Raw genomic sequence first — 17,072 nt, forward strand, 5'->3', positions numbered from 1 at the left:
CTAATCTCCTGTTTCACCCCGCACTTTTTCTCACAACCTTCAACGCCCCGCCGCGAATTTGAGTATTATTGAGCGATAAAGTCGTGAAGGGATCCCCTATGAAGCAAATTCGAATGCTTGCCCAGTACTACGTCGACCTGATGATGAAGCTCGGGCTGGTGCGTTTCTCCATGCTGCTTGCGCTGGCACTGGTCGTTCTGGCCATCGTTGTGCAGATGGCCGTCACCATGGTTTTGCATGGTCAGGTTGAGAGTATCGACGTTATCCGCTCCATCTTCTTTGGCTTGCTCATTACCCCCTGGGCGGTCTACTTCCTCTCCGTGGTGGTTGAACAGCTGGAAGAATCCCGTCAGCGTTTGTCAAAACTGGTCGATAAACTGGAAGAGATGCGCGAGCGCGACCTGAAGCTCAATGTTCAGCTAAAAGATAACATTGCACAGCTGAACCAGGAGATTTCAGATCGTGAGAAGGCGGAAGCCGAACGTCAGGCCACACTGGAGCAGCTTAAAATCGAAATGAAAGAGCGTGAGGTGACGCAGATCCAGCTTGAGCAGCAATCCTCTTTCCTGCGTTCGTTCCTCGATGCTTCACCGGATCTGGTTTTCTACCGTAACGAAGACAAAGAATTCTCCGGCTGTAACCGGGCGATGGAGCTGCTGACCGGGAAAAGTGAAAAGCAGCTGATTCACCTGAAACCTCAGGATGTCTATTCTGAGGAGGCGGCGGCCAAGGTCATGGAGACAGATGAAAAAGTCTTCCGCCACAACGTCTCGCTGACCTATGAACAGTGGCTGGATTACCCGGACGGGCGCAAAGCCTGCTTTGAGATCCGTAAAGTGCCGTACTACGACCGCGTCGGGAAACGTCATGGCCTGATGGGCTTTGGTCGCGATATTACCGAGCGTAAGCGCTATCAGGATGCCCTGGAACGTGCCAGCCGCGATAAGACCACCTTTATTTCCACCATCAGCCACGAACTGCGTACGCCGCTTAATGGCATTGTCGGTCTGAGCCGTATTTTGCTGGATACCGATCTGACCGCGGAACAGGAAAAATACCTCAAAACGATCCATGTCTCGGCGGTCACGCTGGGGAATATCTTCAATGATATTATCGACATGGATAAGATGGAGCGCCGTAAAGTCCAGCTGGATAACCAGCCGGTTGATTTCACCAGCTTTATGGCCGATCTGGAAAACTTGTCCGGTCTGCAGGCGCAGCAGAAAGGGCTGAGTTTTGTGATGGAACCCTCCCTGCCACTGCCGCATAAAGTGGTCACGGACGGTACCCGCCTGCGCCAGATCCTGTGGAACCTTATCAGTAACGCCGTGAAATTTACCCAGAAGGGGCAGGTTGCGGTGCGCATCCGCTATGACGAAGGTGACATGCTGCACTTCGAGGTGGAAGACTCCGGGATTGGCATTCCGCAGGAGGAGCAGGACAAAATTTTCGCGATGTACTACCAGGTGAAAGACAGCAACGGCGGGAAACCTGCCACCGGTACAGGCATTGGCCTGGCGGTATCTAAACGGCTTGCGAAGAGTATGGGCGGGGACATTACGGTAACCAGCCAGGCGGGCAAAGGCTCGACCTTCACGCTGACGGTACATGCGCCAGCGGTGGCTGAAGAGGTTGAGGATACCTTTGAAAACGACGATATGCCGCTGCCCGCGCTGCACGTCCTGTTGGTGGAAGACATCGAGCTGAACGTAATTGTGGCACGCTCGGTGCTGGAAAAACTGGGTAACAGTGTGGACGTGGCAATGACCGGTAAAGCCGCGCTAGAGATGTTTAAACCGGGTGAATATGACCTCGTCTTGCTGGATATTCAACTGCCGGATATGACCGGGCTGGATATCTCACGTGAACTGACGAGCAAGTATGCCGCTGACGATCTGCCGCCGCTGGTCGCGCTGACGGCGAACGTGCTGAAAGACAAAAAAGAGTACCTCGATGCCGGTATGGATGATGTGCTTAGCAAACCGCTGGCGGTGCCTGCCCTGACCGCCATGATCAAGAAGTTCTGGGATACCCGTGATGAAGAGGAGAGCACCATGACGTCTGTTGATAGCGCAAAAGCCCAAACGATACTCGATACCGCGATGCTGGAGCAGTATATCGATCTGGTTGGTCCAAAACTGATTACCGACGGTCTGGCCGTGTTCGAAAAGATGATGCCTGGCTATCTGAGTGTGCTGGAATCAAACCTGACGGCACGAGACCAGAAAGGCATTGTGGAAGAAGGGCATAAAATCAAAGGTGCGGCCGGCTCGGTTGGCCTGCGTCACCTGCAACAGCTGGGACAACAGATTCAGTCGCCTGATTTACCTGCATGGGAAGATAACGTGGGTGATTGGGTCGAAGAGATGAAACAAGAGTGGCAAAACGATGTTGCGGTACTTAAAGCCTGGGTCGACGCCAGAAAAAAATGACCCCGGCTTAACCGGGGTGCGCGAATACTGCGCCAACACCAGGGAAATCTTGGCTGCGCCTGTTTTTTCAAGTTATTTTCGAATGGGCGCCGCCTGAAAAATTTAGGCCGCACGCAGATAAGATAGCAAATCTTAAATGGTTTGTTACATGAATCAGTGAAATGTGTGAAGCATAGCGTTTTAATCAAAATTATTAATGTGCTTCAGCGAGTTGCAAAGAAGGAACCTGATGATGAAAAAGATTGGTGTCGTGCTGAGCGGATGTGGTGTTTACGACGGTTCAGAGATACATGAAGCCGTCATCACATTGTTGGCGCTTTCCCGAAACGGAGCTGATGTTGTCTGCTTCGCGCCGGATAAAAGCCAGACTGATGTAATTAATCATTTGACCGGCGAGCCGATGGCGGAAACTCGTAACGTGTTGATTGAAGCGGCACGCATTGTTCGCGGCGATATTCACCCTCTTAATCAGGCTAATGCTTCAGAGCTTGATGGGTTAATTGTGCCAGGCGGGTTTGGCGCAGCGAAAAACCTGAGCAGCTTTGCTTCCCAGGGGGCAGAGTGCCATGTTGATCCGGATTTAAAAGCGCTGTCACGTGCGATGCACGCTGCGGGTAAACCGCTGGGTTTTATCTGTATTGCCCCGGCGATGCTGCCGAAAATTTTTGATTTCCCACTGCGCCTGACCATTGGGACCGACATCGACACTGCTGAAGTTGTTGAGGATATGGGCGGCGAACATGTGCCGTGTCCTGTCGATGACATCGTGGTGGACGAAGACAATAAAATTATTACCGCGCCTGCATACATGCTGGCGCAGAATATTGCTGAAGCAGCCACGGGCATTGAAAAGCTGGTGGACAGAGTGCTGGTGCTTGCTGAATGAGTCGTAAGTTCAGTCCCGGTGCAAGGTTAAAGCGTTTCCTGCTGAGAGCTCTGCTCGTACTGGCGGTCTTCTGGGGCGGCGGGATTGCTTTATTCAGCATTGTACCGGTCCCTTTCTCTGCTGTGATGGTTGAGCGCCAGATTGGCGCATGGCTCTCTGGGGATTTCCGCTATGTTGCACATTCCGACTGGGTAAGCATGGACGAGATCTCACCGTTCATGGGGCTGGCAGTCATCGCGGCAGAGGATCAGAAATTCCCGGAGCACTGGGGGTTCGACGTGGCGGCCATTGAGAAGGCGCTTGCTCATAACGAACGCCACGAAAACCGCGTGCGCGGCGCGTCGACGTTGTCGCAGCAGACGGCCAAAAATCTGTTTTTATGGGATGGTCGAAGCTGGGTGCGAAAAGGGCTGGAAGCGGGGTTGACCCTGGGGATGGAAACGGTCTGGAGCAAAAGACGCATTCTGACCGTCTATCTCAATATCGCTGAGTTTGGCGACGGCGTATTTGGTGTGGAAGCCGCTGCGCAGCGTTATTTCAATAAGCCTGCAAGCCGTCTAAGTATGTCAGAAGCTGCGCTATTGGCCGCTGTTTTACCTAATCCCATCCGTTTTAAAGCCAGTGCCCCATCAGGCTACGTGCGAAGCCGACAGGCGTGGATTATGCGCCAGATGAATCAACTGGGCGGGGAGGGGTTTATGCAGCGTAATAATCTCATGTAGGGCGGGTAAGCACAACGCCACCCGCCGAAGGGACGAACGTTAGTCTTCGTCAAAACCGGCGTTAAACAGCGCAATCACCGCCGCCAGCGCTTCCTCTTCCTGGGGGCCGGTGGCTTCTACTTCAATCTGGCGTCCTTTGGCTGAGTCCAGCATCAGCAGTGCGATCACGCTGTTCGCTTCCGCTTCTGTGCCTTCATCATTACGCAGCAGAACTTCTGCATCGAACCCCTGCATCAGCTCAAACAGCTTCATCGCCGGGCGTGCGTGCATGCCCAGCTTATTGGTGATCTCAACAGTTTGTTTTACGGTCATGTTTTACGTTTTTCCAGCGTGCGATGACGGGACTGAACGTTCTTTCCGCGTGAACGGAAATAATCGGCCAGCTGTTCGGCGATGTAGACCGAACGATGTTTACCGCCGGTACAGCCAATCGCCACTGTCAGGTAGCTACGATTGTTTGTTTCCAGCATAGGTAACCATAGCTCAAGGTAGCTTCGCGTCTGGTAGATAAAATTGTGAACTTCTGTGTGTCGGTCGAGGAAGGCCGCGACGGGTTTATCCAGACCTGTCATTGGACGCAGTTTTGGATCCCAGTGCGGGTTCGGCAGGAAACGCACGTCGAAAACATAATCCGCATCAATGGGGATACCGTGCTTAAAGCCGAAGGACTCGAACACCATCGTCAGTTCACGCTCGCGCTTGCCCAACAAACGGGTACGCAGCATTTCCGCCAGCTCATGAACGGACATCTCAGAGGTGTCGACGATCAGGTCAGCACGAGAACGAAGCGGCTCCAGCAGATCGCTCTCTTCGTCGATAGCGCTCTCCAGAGAGAGGTTCTTACTGGAAAGCGGATGCAGACGGCGGGTATCGCTGTAGCGGCGGATCAGGGTATTACGATCTGCATCCAGGAACAGCAACTGAGGTGAGAATTCCTCAGGCAGGTTACTCATCGCCTGCTCAAAAATTTCTGGCGATTCAGGCATATTACGAACGTCGATACTGACGGCGGCAGAGGTTTGTCTTTCCGCAAGCGTCCGAGCCAGATCGGGTAACAACACGACCGGCAGGTTATCTACGCAGTAAAAACCCATGTCTTCCAGCGCGCGCAGAGCAACGGATTTCCCCGACCCCGAACGGCCACTGACAATCATCAGTACCATGTTCCGTTTCTCCTCAGGACAACAGATGTGAAAGCCATCTCCTGGTTATGCATCATCCTGATTGCCTTCTGCTTCAGTGATAATTTGATAGAGCTCTTCATCACTTTGGGCTGAGCGCAGTCGACGGCAAATGGTTTTATCAGCCAGGCGTTTTGCGACCAGAGAAAGCGTATGCAGGTGGGTTTTCGTCTGGTCAGCAGGCACCAGCAGCGCGAAGAGGAGATCGACGGGCTGGTTATCAATGGCATCGAAGGCGATAGGGGTTTCCAGTTGCACAAACACACCGACGGCACGCAAGGTGTCTTCTTCCAGTTTGCCATGCGGGATCGCGATGCCATTGCCGATGCCTGTACTGCCCATCTTTTCACGGGTCAGGATAGCTTCGAACACTACCTGCGGCGGCAGGCCCAGCTGTTTTGCGGCCAGTTCACTGATGATCTCCAGCGCACGCTTTTTGCTCTGGCAGTGAACTGCACTGCGGGTACATTCCTGGTTAAGGACATTGCTCAGTTGAAGAGCGGAATCGTTGTTCATCATAATTTCACCTAAGCGCTAACTGTACAAATGGCCCGTTGTGTTTCACAACAGGCCGTCCTGCACCCGTTAACTGCCCGGACAATTAGTGTTGTTTCAGTTTATCTTTATGTTTATTAAGCTGTCGCGCAAGCTTATCAATCAAGCCGTCGATAGCCGCATACATGTCTTGCCCTTCCGCACTGGCATGGAGTTCACCCCCGTTGACGTGCAGGGTTGCATCCGAGATATGAGTCACTTTCTCCACTTTCAACACAATATAGACCTGATTGATCCTTTCGAAATACTGCTCGAGTTTTGCAAACTTCGCGTTCACGAAGTCGCGTAAAGCCTCAGTAATTTCGACGTTTTGTCCAGTGATGTTGAGCTGCATAGTGTCTTCCTTATCGGTTGTGTCAAACCAGCTGCTTACGCTGGTTGGACGGCGGAATGGATAAAGACTCTCGATACTTCGCAACAGTACGACGTGCCACCATAATACCCTGGTCGGACAGCATGGTGGTTAACTTACTGTCACTCAGTGGCTTCGCGGGGTTCTCCGCGGCGATCAACTTCTTCACCAGTGCGCGAATTGCCGTTGACGACGCTTCACCGCCGCCCTCGGTATTCACATGACTGGAGAAGAAATACTTAAGCTCAAAAATACCGCGTGGGCTGTGCAGATACTTCTGCGTCGTGACGCGGGAAATGGTTGATTCATGCATCTCGACGGCCTGGGCAATATCTGCCAGTACCATCGGTTTCATATACTCTTCGCCCTGCTCAAAGAAAGCCTGCTGCTGTTCGACAATACAGCGGCTGACGCGGAGCAGCGTATCATTTCGGCTCTCCAGACTTTTGATCAACCATCGCGCTTCCTGCAGATTGCTACGAATATATTGGTTGTCAGAGTCGTTTCGTGCGCTGGTGCACATGGAGGCATACTGCTGGTTGATTTGCAGGCGAGGGATGCTGTCAGAGTTCAGTTCAACGACCCAGCGGCCATTGTGTTTTCTGACCAGCACATCCGGGATCACGTACTCGGGTTCGCTGGTCTGGATCGACTGTCCGGGGCGTGGATCGAGCGACTGGATCAGATTCACCGCTTCTTTCAGCACATCTTCTTTCAGGCGTGTGACGCGCATCAGGGTGCGGAAATCGTGGTTAGCCAACAGATCCAGATGATCGCTAATGATAACGCGCGCCTCATCAATCCATGGCGTCTCTTTGCTGAACTGAGAAAGCTGGATCAGCAGGCAGTCGCGTAGATCTTTTGCCGCCACACCGACCGGATCGAAACGCTGGATACGCTTCAGAACGGCTTCAACTTCCTCAAGCTCTATCTCGTCGTCGCCCATGCTTTCCAGAATATCGTCCAGCGTGACGGTCAAATAGCCCGTGTCGTCAACGGCATCGACAATTGACGTGGCAATCGCGCGGTCGGTATCGGAGAAGGGGGTCAGTTCCACCTGCCACATCAGATAATCCTGTAGCGACTGGGTGGTTTCACCCTGATAGACCGGTAGCTCATCATCCTGGTAGTCTGCACGCGTACCGGAAGGGGTTCCGGCGGTGTAGATTTCATCCCAGCTGGCATCCAGCGGAAGCTCGTCCGGCATCTCTTTTTGTTCGAGTGCATCAGCGGTATCGAGCGCTTCTGTCTCCTGCGACTGCTGGGTATCTACCTCGTCATGAAGATCGGTTTGTTCCAGCAGCGGATTGCTGTCCAGCGCCTGCTGGAGCTCCTGCTGGAGTTCTAACGTGGACAGTTGCAACAGGCGAATTGCCTGCTGTAGCTGCGGCGTCATCGCCAGTTGTTGGCTGAGCCTTAATTGCAAACCTTGCTTCATGTTCAGAGCATTTTTCTCCGGTTCGGCGTTACGTTACCTCTACCCTATCAGAGTCTGAAGTCTTCCCCAAGATAGACGCGCTTAACATGATCATCTTCGAGGATCTGCTGCGGCGTACCGTGGGCGATCAGATTGCCCTGGCTCACAATATAGGCGCGTTCACACACGGCCAGCGTTTCACGCACGTTGTGGTCAGTGATCAGTACACCAAGCCCGCTGTCGCGCAGGTGTTCAATGATACGTTTAATGTCGATAACGGAGATGGGGTCAACGCCCGCAAACGGTTCATCCAGAAGGATAAATTTCGGGTTTGCGGCCAGCGCACGCGCGATTTCAACGCGGCGACGTTCACCCCCGGAGAGCGCCTGACCGAGGCTGTCACGCAGGTGCTCAATGTGGAACTCTTCCATCAGCTCGTTGGCACGATCCTGTCGCTGTTCGCTGGTCAGGTCGTTACGAATTTGTAGAACCGCCATCAGGTTATCGTAAACGCTAAGACGACGGAAAATAGAGGCTTCCTGCGGCAGATAGCCGATTCCGCGACGCGCGCGAGCGTGCAACGGCAGAAGACTGATGTCTTCATCGTCAATAACAATGTTGCCGGCATCGCGCGGCACAATGCCAACGACCATGTAGAAGGTTGTGGTTTTACCCGCACCGTTAGGGCCAAGCAGGCCCACAATTTCGCCGGAGTTGACGGTCAGACTGACATCTTCTACGACACGGCGGCCCTTATAGGCCTTCGCGAGATTTTTTGCAGTTAATGTTGCCATAACGAATTAGTTACTCTTCTTCTGTGCCGGGGCCTGGCCTTTACCTTTGTCCTGCAGCTGCGACGGAACCAGCACGGTGGTTACGCGTTTGCCTTTCTCGCTGGAGGCCTGCATTTTTTGCTCTTTCACCAGATAGGTGATCTGGTCGCCGGTAATATTGCTGTCCAGCTGTTCCAGATAGGCATTACCCGTCAGGATGACCAGATCCTTCGCCAGCTCATAGTGCATGTGCGTGGCGTGGCCCTTCACCGGCTTGCCGTTGTCCTGCATCTGGTAGAAGGTTGCCGGGTTGCCGTAGCCATCAATAATCTCTTTGCCCTGCTCACCACCCGGACGGGTAACGACCACTTTGTCGGCGTTGATTTTGATGGTGCCCTGGGTCATGACGACATTACCCGTAAAGGTGACGACGTTACCCTGCATATCAAGAGACTGCGTGTCTGACTCGATATGGATCGGCTGGTCGGTATCGCCCGTTACAGCAAGCGCGGGGAGACTGGTCGCCAGCATCGCACTAGCGATAATTACTTTAAGGCTGAGTTTGTTTGTTTTGAATTTCATAGGAGGTTCTAACCTTTTCAATCAGCTCGGCGTTTTTGCTGCGTAAGTTCCCGCGCATTCTTAAACCGCTGGAATTAAATGTTGTGCCATACAGAGTGACCAGATCCTGCGACGTCACATCCTGGGTCACCAGGTTGATCTGGGCATTATCCGTCGTAATTTTTCGCAGTTGCGAGTCAGGCGTCAGAGCGTTGACTTCAACGTGGCCATATAGATAAAGCATACGGTCATTTGTCAGTTTTGCCCGGTCTGACTTGATTGACCACGTCGGGACTTTGTCCTTATCAAACGTCGTCATGACAGGTTGGGTAAACCACGAAATACCGTCATCTGAAAAATATTCAACATGCTGGGCAATCAGGCGATAGTTCAGTGCCCCTTCCGGGCTGTAGACCACGGTGTCGCTGTGATCGCTTTTATAGGTTGGATCGTTATTGTTGATCACTTCCGTTTGCGTATCGTCGCGATCGGCAATATTCACGCCAATCAATACCAGTGCGACAAGCGAAAGCAGAATGATAACCCAACGTCTGGTTTTACTCATATTGATTGCCCTTTGGCCTCATCAAGCTTGCCTTGCGCCAGCAGAAGCAGATCGCAGACTTCACGTACGGCACCGCGGCCGCCATTGATGTGGGTAACGTAGTCAGCGCGTGGGAGCAACAGCGGATGCGCATCGGCAACGGCGATACTCAGGCCGACCTCAGCCATTACTGGCCAGTCAATCAGGTCATCCCCGACATAAGCCACGTTTTCCGGTGCAATTGCCAGTTTACCCACTAAATCATTGAACGCCGCCATCTTATCGGATTGTCCCTGATACAGATGGGTAATGCCCAGCGTTTCACAGCGATCTTCTACCAGTTTAGCTTTTCGCCCGGTGATTATCGCTACCTCGATACCCGAGGTGAGGGCACAGCGGATACCGTAACCGTCGCGAACGTTAAACGCTTTCAGCTCTTCACCATTATTGCCCATGTAAATCAGGCCATCGGAGAGGACCCCATCCACATCCAGGATGAGCAGGCGAATCTTTTCTGCCTTCGCCATCATATGGGTACTGACCGGACCATAACAGGTTGCAAGGAATGCACCCGCATTACTCATTGTCTTATCCTTCATTACACTACGCCTGCGCGTAGCAGATCATGCATATGTACCACACCCAGCAACTGGTCGCCATCGGCAACCATAACGGAGGTGATATGACGGGACTGCATCAGGTTCAGCACATCCACTGCCAGCGTACCCGGGCGAACGCGGATGCCGCCAGGTGTCATCACATCGGCAATGCCAAGCGTGCGGACATCTACACCCATATCAAACACGCGACGCAGGTCCCCATCGGTGAAGATCCCCTGAATTTTCATCAGATCATCGCACACGACTGTCATACCCAGATTCTTGCGGGTGATTTCCAGCAGCGCATCGCGCAGGGAGGCCGCTTTACTGACGTGAGGGATTTCATCCCCGGTGTGCATAATATCGTTGACCCGCAGAAGCAGCTTGCGCCCAAGCGCACCGCCGGGATGAGAAAGTGCGAAATCTTCAGGGGTAAAACCGCGGGCTTCCAGCAGCGCTACGGCAAGCGCATCACCCATGACCAGTGCCGCGGTGGTGCTGGAGGTCGGAGCCAGGCCCAGAGGGCAGGCTTCTTTGGGAACCTTAACGCACAGGTGAATATCGGCCGCCCGCGCCATGCTACTTTCCGGGCGACTGGTCATGCAAATGAGGGGGACATGCAGTCGCTTCAGTACCGGGATCAGCGCCAGGATCTCATTGGATTCACCGGAATTTGACAGTGCGATGACGATATCTTGCGGCGTGACCATCCCCAGGTCGCCGTGTGCGGCTTCCCCCGGGTGTACAAAGAAAGAAGAGGTTCCGGTGCTGGCAAACGTCGCGGCCATTTTGCGGCCAATATGACCGGACTTGCCCATCCCCATTACCACGACTTTACCGGCACAGTAGAATATCTTCTCACATGCCAGACTAAAATCCTGATTAATGTACTGATCTAACTGCGCCAGACCTTCACGTTCAATCTCCAGAACGTCTTTGCCTGCTTTCTGAAAGTCAAAACCCGGCTGCAATTCTATTTGCGACATAATGCGTTTCCGTTTACCCAGAGAGAAGAGGCGAGAGCCAGTACAGCATCGCCATCCATACGATAAATCCACCCGTCAACAGCGCGCCTGCGCCTTTGCCGATCTGGCGTTGCCGCCGCCAGCAGAGCAGGGCAAATATCACGCTGACCAGCAACATCACACCGTAATCGCGTGAAAACGCCAGGGGGTTAAAAGGCCCGGGCGTTATCAGGGCTGGCAGGCCCATCACAATCGCGATATTAAAAATGTTGGAACCGATGATATTGCCAATGGCAATGTCATCTTCACCTTTACGTGCTCCCGCAATGGCCGTGGCCAGCTCCGGCAGGCTGGTGCCGATGGCAATGACCGTCAGGCCAATGGTCAGTTCACTGATGGCAAAATAGTTCGCCAGTACTGTCGCGTTGTCGACGACCATGCGCGTTGCCATTGGCATGATGATCAGCGCGACGCCAAGCCAAAGTAGTGCTACAGGCAGCGTGCCCTCCCGCGGGAGTTCGGCAACCTGCTCCCGAGTCAGGCTATCCTGACCCAGCTTTTCAGCCTGGCGGGCGATTTTAACACTATACAGCAGCCAGATGACGGCCAGCGCCAGCAAGAAAATGCCGTCGCTGTAGCTCAGTACGCCATCATAAAATACGCACCCTGCCAGCAGGCTTACGATTAACATTAGCGGCAATTCACGGCGCAGAACATCGGAATGTACGCGAAATGGGTGGAGCAGTGCCGCCAGGCCTAAAATCAGTAATATATTGACGATGTTCGAGCCAATCGCGGTGCCAATAGCCAGGTCTACCTGACCATGCAGCGATGCTGAAACAGAGACGATGATTTCAGGAAGCGACGTTCCAACACTGACAACGGTCATCCCGATGACAACAGGCGGTACGCCAGTCAGACGACACAGGATAGATGCAGCAAACACTAAACGGTCAGCACTGTAGACCACCAAAAGTAAACCAATTATTAACAGTGCTGTTGCTAAAAGCATCAAAAGTCCTTTCTTCAGGTATACTCGTCGGTCCATCGCGCGGGAATGGCTGGACTGCATACTGTCTGAGGCGTAACGAATTCCTAATTTTGACTTTATGCGCCGGAAAAGTAAAACAAATGCCAGCTTTCGCTAACCTCAACGGCTATTATTCTGTAAAAATGCTGAGTTTGGGGCTGATTCAGGCTGCATGCCTTAATGTGAGCAGGGTAAGAAAGGAACAATAAATGAGCCAAACGATGGCGAATTTAGTCGATGTTCGCGGTGTGAGTTTTTCTCGCGCCAACCGATTGATATTTGATGATATTTCGTTGACCGTACCGCGTGGCAAGATCACTGCCATCATGGGGCCGTCCGGGATCGGTAAAACGACCCTGCTGCGCCTCATTGGTGGGCAGATCCCACCGGATAGCGGTGAAATCCTCTTTGATGGCGAAAACATCCCGGAGATGTCGCGCTCGCGCCTGTATACTGTCCGTAAACGCATGAGCATGCTCTTTCAGTCGGGGGCTCTGTTCACCGACATGAACGTCTTTGATAACGTGGCCTATCCGCTGCGCGAGCATACCAGCCTGCCGCCTGAGCTGCTGAAAAGCACGGTGATGATGAAGCTTGAAGCCGTCGGTCTGCGAGGGGCTGCAAAACTGATGCCTTCGGAACTGTCCGGTGGGATGGCGCGACGCGCTGCACTGGCGCGAGCCATTGCACTAGAACCTGATTTAATCATGTTCGACGAACCGTTTGTCGGACAGGATCCTATCACGATGGGTGTGCTGGTGAAGCTCATCTCTGAGCTGAACAGCGCGCTCGGCGTTACCTGTATCGTGGTTTCTCACGATGTACCGGAAGTATTGAGCATTGCCGATTACGCCTATATCGTGGCGGACAAAAAGATCGTCGCACACGGTAGCGCTCAGGCGCTGCAGGAAAATTGCGATCCGCGCGTGCGGCAGTTCCTTGACGGTATTGCAGATGGCCCTGTGCCGTTCCGCTACCCGGCGGGCGACTATCGTGACGATTTACTGGGAATAGGGAGTTAAGCCACTCATGCTGTTAAATGCGTTGGCCGCTCTCGGACACCGTGGCATAAAAACCATCAGGACGTTCGGGCGCGCCGGATTGATGTTATTCAACGCGCTGGTCGGCAAGCCGGAATTCCGCAAGCACGCACCGTTGCTGGTGCGTCAGCTCTATAATGTCGGTGTGCTGTCGATGCTCATCATCATTGTTTCCGGGCTGTTTATCGGTATGGTGCTTGGGCTTCAGGGCTACCTTGTTCTGACAACCTACAGTGCAGAAACCAGCCTCGGGATGCTGGTGGCGCTCTCACTGCTGCGTGAACTGGGGCCTGTTGTGGCGGCACTGTTGTTCGCCGGGCGCGCGGGGTCGGCATTAACGGCTGAAATTGGCCTGATGCGTGCGACCGAGCAGCTTTCCAGCATGGAGATGATGGCGGTTGATCCGCTGCGTCGCGTGATCTCGCCGCGTTTCTGGGCTGGGGTGATTTCGTTACCGTTACTGACTATTCTGTTTGTCGCCGTGGGTATCTGGGGCGGCTCGCTGGTTGGCGTCCACTGGAAAGGCATTGATGCCGGTTTCTTCTGGTCTGCCATGCAGGACGCCATTGATCTGCGAATGGATCTGGTCAACTGTCTGATTAAAAGCGTGGTCTTTGCTATTACGGTCACCTGGATTGCATTGTTCAATGGTTACGATGCCATCCCGACGTCGGCGGGCATTAGCCGTGCAACAACGCGTACAGTCGTACATTCGTCGCTGGCCGTACTGGGTCTGGATTTTGTGCTCACCGCACTGATGTTTGGGAATTGAGTTCATGCAAACGAGAAAAAATGAAATTTGGGTCGGCGTGTTCCTGTTACTGGCACTGCTGGCGGCGCTGTTTATCTGCCTGCGAGCGGCGGATATCACATCTGTCCGCACCGAGCCGACATATCGTATTTATGCCACCTTCGATAATATCGGCGGGCTGAAGGCGCGTTCACCGGTACGTATTGGTGGCGTGGTGATCGGCCGTGTGTCGGACATTACGCTTGATGAGAAAACCTATCTCCCACGCGTCGCGATGGATATCGAAGAGCGTTATAACCATATTCCGGACACCAGTTCTCTTTCCATCCGGACTTCCGGCCTGCTGGGTGAACAATATCTGGCGCTTAACGTCGGTTTTGAAGACCCAGAGCTCGGAACGACTATCCTTAAAGACGGCAGTGTTATCCAGGATACGAAGTCCGCAATGGTGCTGGAGGATATGATTGGTCAGTTCCTTTACAACAGTAAAGGGGATGAGAAAAAATCCGATGCTGCCCCTGCGCAGACTGAAGATCACACCAACGTCGCACCGACATCTGGCACGACGAATTAATTTCAGGAGAAGTCATTCATGTTTAAACGACTGTTAATGGTTGCCATGCTGGTCATTGCCCCTCTCACCGCAGCCCACGCTGCGGATCAGAGTAACCCGTACAAACAGATGGACGAAGCGGCCAAGAAGACTTTCGACCGTCTTAAAAACGAGCAACCTAAAATTCGTGCTAATCCTGATTATCTGCGTGATGTCGTCGATCAGGAACTGCTGCCGTATGTGCAGATCAAATATGCAGGTGCGCTGGTGCTGGGACGTTATTACAAAGACGCGACCCCCGCGCAGCGTGATGCTTACTTTGCCGCGTTCCGTGAATACCTGAAACAGGCTTATGGTCAGGCGCTGGCGATGTACCATGGTCAGACCTATCAGATTGCGCCTGAGCAGCCGCTGGGCGATGCGACCATCGTACCTATCCGCGTGACCATCAACGATCCTAACGGCCGTCCGCCGGTTCGTCTGGATTTCCAGTGGCGTAAAAACAGCCAGACGGGGCACTGGCAGGCATATGACATGATTGCCGAAGGGGTAAGCATGATCACCACCAAACAGAACGAGTGGAGCGACCTGCTGCGTACCAAAGGCATTGATGGCCTTACCGCGCAGCTGCAGTCTATTTCTCGTCAGAAAATTACCCTGGATGAGAAGAAGTAATGTCTCAGCAACTCAGCTGGTCGCGTGAAGGCGAGACATTAAAGCTGTCCGGTGAACTTGATCAGGATCTGCTGAACCCATTGTGGGACAAACGTCATGAAGCGATGCAGGGTGTGACGCTCATCGACTTAACCGAGGTCACACGGGTGGATACAGCAGGTATTGCGCTGCTCGCCCATCTGGTTGCCGTGGGGAAAAAACAGGGACAAAGCGTCAAGCTTCACGGCGCGAGTGATAATGTCGTTACCCTTGCGCAGCTCTACAATCTCCCTCACGACGTGCTGCCTCGTTAGTATTTTCAGTGCGTTACTTCTGAAAGCCCTGACAGTTTCATCGTCGGGGCTTTTTGCTTGTTTAAGACGACGTCACTTTGCTCTAAGATGTTGGGCTTGTTTTCACTATCAGATGATTAAGAGCCCATGGAAAATCATGAAATCCAGACAGTGCTGATGAATGCACTCTCCCTTCAGGAAGCCCACGTCACTGGCGATGGCAGTCACTTCCAGGTTATTGCTGTGGGTGAGATGTTCGACGGTATGAGCCGTGTGAAGAAGCAGCAGGCTGTGTACGCGCCGCTGATGGAATATATTGCGGATAACCGCATCCACGCCCTGTCGATTAAAGCGTTCACCCCGCAAGAGTGGGCACGCGATCGCAAATTAAACGGTTTTTGAGCTGAGGGCGACAGGCCCGCAGCACGGTTGAATTTATAAGAGAACACACAATGGATAAATTTCGTGTACAGGGGCCAACGCGTCTCCAGGGCGAAGTCACAATTTCTGGCGCGAAAAACGCCGCGCTGCCAATCCTCTTTGCTGCGCTGCTCGCGGAAGAGCCGGTAGAAATTCAGAACGTACCAAAGCTGAAAGATATCGACACCACCATGAAGCTGCTCACCCAGTTGGGAACCAAAGTTGAGCGTAATGGTTCCGTCTGGATCGATGCCAGCAATGTGAACAACTTCTCTGCGCCGTACGATCTGGTGAAAACCATGCGTGCGTCCATCTGGGCGCTTGGCCCGCTGGTGGCGCGTTTTGGACAGGGGCAGGTTTCACTGCCGGGCGGCTGTGCAATCGGCGCACGCCCGGTTGACCTGCATATCTTTGGTCTGGAGAAACTGGGCGCAGAGATCAAACTGGAAGAAGGTTACGTTAAAGCGTCCGTTAATGGTCGCCTGAAAGGTGCGCACATTGTCATGGACAAAGTGAGCGTAGGCGCAACGGTCACCATTATGTCTGCGGCAACGCTGGCAGAAGGGACCACCATTATTGAAAATGCCGCGCGCGAACCGGAAATTGTGGATACCGCAAACTTCCTCGTCGCGCTGGGTGCGAAGATCTCCGGTCAGGGTACCGACCGTATCACCATCGAAGGCGTTGAGCGTCTGGGTGGCGGTGTCTATCGCGTTCTGCCGGACCGTATCGAAACCGGTACCTTCCTGGTCGCTGCGGCGATCTCTGGCGGTAAGATTGTTTGTCGTAACGCTCAGCCGGATACGCTGGATGCGGTGCTGGCGAAACTGCGCGATGCGGGTGCGGATATCGAAATCGGTGAAGACTGGATCAGCCTCGATATGCACGGCCAGCGTCCAAAAGCGGTCAATGTACGTACGGCGCCACATCCGGCGTTCCCGACGGACATGCAGGCTCAGTTCACGTTGCTAAACCTGGTGGCTGAAGGTACTGGCTTCATCACTGAAACCATTTTCGAGAACCGCTTTATGCACGTACCGGAGCTGATCCGTATGGGTGCACGTGCTGAGATCGAAAGTAATACCGTGATTTGCCATGGCGTTGAGAAGCTGTCCGGTGCTCAGGTGATGGCAACCGATTTGCGTGCGTCCGCAAGCCTGGTGCTGGCGGGGTGTATCGCGGAAGGTACGACGGTTGTGGATCGTATTTACCACATCGATCGTGGCTATGAGCGTATCGAAGATAAACTGCGCGCGCTGGGTGCCAATATCGAGCGTGTAAAGGGCGAGTAATCGTTCCGGCAGCCCCCTGCCAGCAATGACCGGGGGGTTGCTGTTCCTGTCA

The 17,072-nt window shown here is 53.5% G+C and carries 21 protein-coding genes; 10 read left to right on the forward strand and 11 right to left on the reverse strand.

Annotated features, from left to right (window positions below):
• Nucleotides 1-98 precede the first annotated feature (98 nt).
• The 3 genes from arcB to mtgA all read left to right on the forward strand — a co-directional run bounded on the left by arcB (nt 99) and on the right by mtgA (nt 4,040).
• Nucleotides 99-2,432 (forward strand): aerobic respiration two-component sensor histidine kinase ArcB, encoded by a 2,334-nt coding sequence (gene arcB / locus AC0XWG_RS09810; RefSeq protein ID WP_028017022.1) that lies wholly within the window; start codon nt 99-101, stop codon nt 2,430-2,432.
• A 232-nt stretch (nt 2,433-2,664) separates the two neighbouring features.
• Nucleotides 2,665-3,318, forward strand: coding sequence for an isoprenoid biosynthesis glyoxalase ElbB (gene elbB, locus AC0XWG_RS09815; RefSeq protein WP_128348193.1), 654 nt, complete (start codon nt 2,665-2,667; stop codon nt 3,316-3,318).
• A complete protein-coding gene (gene mtgA / locus AC0XWG_RS09820) occupies nt 3,315-4,040 on the forward strand; it encodes a monofunctional biosynthetic peptidoglycan transglycosylase (RefSeq protein WP_128348192.1) in 726 nt (241 codons plus the stop codon). Before elbB ends, mtgA begins: the two co-directional genes overlap by 4 nt.
• A 39-nt stretch (nt 4,041-4,079) precedes the next feature.
• Here the strand turns inward: mtgA and npr are convergent, their stop codons facing one another.
• From npr to AC0XWG_RS09875, 11 genes are all read right to left on the reverse strand, one after another.
• Nucleotides 4,080-4,352: a PTS phosphocarrier protein NPr gene (npr, locus tag AC0XWG_RS09825; RefSeq protein ID WP_003861872.1), complete on the reverse strand. Its 273-nt coding sequence runs from the start codon at nt 4,350-4,352 to the stop codon at nt 4,080-4,082.
• Nucleotides 4,349-5,203 (reverse strand): RNase adapter RapZ, encoded by an 855-nt coding sequence (gene rapZ, locus AC0XWG_RS09830; RefSeq protein WP_028017025.1) that lies wholly within the window; start codon nt 5,201-5,203, stop codon nt 4,349-4,351. Before rapZ ends, npr begins: the two co-directional genes overlap by 4 nt.
• 45 nt (nt 5,204-5,248) lie before the next feature.
• Nucleotides 5,249-5,740 carry a PTS IIA-like nitrogen regulatory protein PtsN gene (gene ptsN, locus AC0XWG_RS09835; protein WP_008501443.1) on the reverse strand — a complete coding sequence of 164 codons (492 nt, stop codon included), beginning with the start codon at nt 5,738-5,740 and terminating at the stop codon, nt 5,249-5,251.
• Between the two features lie 82 nt (nt 5,741-5,822).
• Nucleotides 5,823-6,110, reverse strand: a complete 288-nt coding sequence (hpf, locus tag AC0XWG_RS09840) for a ribosome hibernation promoting factor (RefSeq protein WP_008501444.1) — start codon at nt 6,108-6,110, stop codon at nt 5,823-5,825.
• 22 nt (nt 6,111-6,132) lie between these two features.
• Nucleotides 6,133-7,566, reverse strand: a complete 1,434-nt coding sequence (rpoN, locus tag AC0XWG_RS09845) for an RNA polymerase factor sigma-54 (protein WP_128348191.1) — start codon at nt 7,564-7,566, stop codon at nt 6,133-6,135.
• Nucleotides 7,567-7,613: 47 nt separating this feature from the next.
• Nucleotides 7,614-8,339 (reverse strand): LPS export ABC transporter ATP-binding protein, encoded by a 726-nt coding sequence (lptB, locus tag AC0XWG_RS09850; RefSeq protein WP_025756692.1) that lies wholly within the window; start codon nt 8,337-8,339, stop codon nt 7,614-7,616.
• Nucleotides 8,340-8,345: 6 nt separating this feature from the next.
• Entirely contained in the window at nt 8,346-8,900 is a 555-nt protein-coding gene (lptA, locus tag AC0XWG_RS09855) for a lipopolysaccharide ABC transporter substrate-binding protein LptA (RefSeq protein WP_024906352.1), read from the reverse strand.
• Nucleotides 8,869-9,444 carry an LPS export ABC transporter periplasmic protein LptC gene (lptC, locus tag AC0XWG_RS09860; protein ID WP_028017027.1) on the reverse strand — a complete coding sequence of 192 codons (576 nt, stop codon included), beginning with the start codon at nt 9,442-9,444 and terminating at the stop codon, nt 8,869-8,871. The genes lptA and lptC overlap by 32 nt, the downstream gene beginning before the upstream one ends.
• Entirely contained in the window at nt 9,441-10,007 is a 567-nt protein-coding gene (gene kdsC / locus AC0XWG_RS09865) for a 3-deoxy-manno-octulosonate-8-phosphatase KdsC (RefSeq protein ID WP_475680770.1), read from the reverse strand. Before kdsC ends, lptC begins: the two co-directional genes overlap by 4 nt.
• A gap of 14 nt (nt 10,008-10,021) precedes the next feature.
• A complete protein-coding gene (gene kdsD, locus AC0XWG_RS09870; protein WP_049007564.1) occupies nt 10,022-11,008 on the reverse strand; it encodes an arabinose-5-phosphate isomerase KdsD in 987 nt (328 codons plus the stop codon).
• Nucleotides 11,009-11,021: 13 nt separating this feature from the next.
• Nucleotides 11,022-11,999 (reverse strand): calcium/sodium antiporter, encoded by a 978-nt coding sequence (locus AC0XWG_RS09875; RefSeq protein ID WP_028017029.1) that lies wholly within the window; start codon nt 11,997-11,999, stop codon nt 11,022-11,024.
• A gap of 227 nt (nt 12,000-12,226) precedes the next feature.
• Here AC0XWG_RS09875 and mlaF point away from each other — a divergent pair, with 227 nt between their 5' ends.
• The 7 genes from mlaF (at nt 12,227) to murA (ending at nt 17,020) form a co-directional block, all read left to right on the forward strand.
• Nucleotides 12,227-13,039, forward strand: coding sequence for a phospholipid ABC transporter ATP-binding protein MlaF (gene mlaF, locus AC0XWG_RS09880; RefSeq protein ID WP_024906354.1), 813 nt, complete (start codon nt 12,227-12,229; stop codon nt 13,037-13,039).
• 7 nt (nt 13,040-13,046) lie between these two features.
• The gene (gene mlaE / locus AC0XWG_RS09885; protein ID WP_010436044.1) at nt 13,047-13,829 is read left to right on the forward strand and encodes a lipid asymmetry maintenance ABC transporter permease subunit MlaE; all 783 of its coding nucleotides are present in this window, start codon (nt 13,047-13,049) and stop codon (nt 13,827-13,829) included.
• Between the two features lie 4 nt (nt 13,830-13,833).
• Nucleotides 13,834-14,382: an outer membrane lipid asymmetry maintenance protein MlaD gene (gene mlaD / locus AC0XWG_RS09890; RefSeq protein ID WP_049007571.1), complete on the forward strand. Its 549-nt coding sequence runs from the start codon at nt 13,834-13,836 to the stop codon at nt 14,380-14,382.
• Between the two features lie 18 nt (nt 14,383-14,400).
• Complete coding sequence (gene mlaC, locus AC0XWG_RS09895; RefSeq protein WP_028017031.1) at nt 14,401-15,036, forward strand: phospholipid-binding protein MlaC; 636 nt, start codon at nt 14,401-14,403, stop codon at nt 15,034-15,036.
• Nucleotides 15,036-15,329, forward strand: coding sequence for a lipid asymmetry maintenance protein MlaB (gene mlaB / locus AC0XWG_RS09900; protein ID WP_049007565.1), 294 nt, complete (start codon nt 15,036-15,038; stop codon nt 15,327-15,329). The genes mlaC and mlaB overlap by 1 nt, the downstream gene beginning before the upstream one ends.
• A gap of 126 nt (nt 15,330-15,455) precedes the next feature.
• Nucleotides 15,456-15,710, forward strand: coding sequence for a BolA family iron metabolism protein IbaG (ibaG, locus tag AC0XWG_RS09905; protein ID WP_008501458.1), 255 nt, complete (start codon nt 15,456-15,458; stop codon nt 15,708-15,710).
• A gap of 50 nt (nt 15,711-15,760) precedes the next feature.
• The gene (gene murA, locus AC0XWG_RS09910; RefSeq protein ID WP_028017033.1) at nt 15,761-17,020 is read left to right on the forward strand and encodes a UDP-N-acetylglucosamine 1-carboxyvinyltransferase; all 1,260 of its coding nucleotides are present in this window, start codon (nt 15,761-15,763) and stop codon (nt 17,018-17,020) included.
• The last annotated feature ends 52 nt before the right edge of the window (nt 17,021-17,072 follow it).

Source organism: Enterobacter sp. DVT3837, from assembly GCF_056238685.1.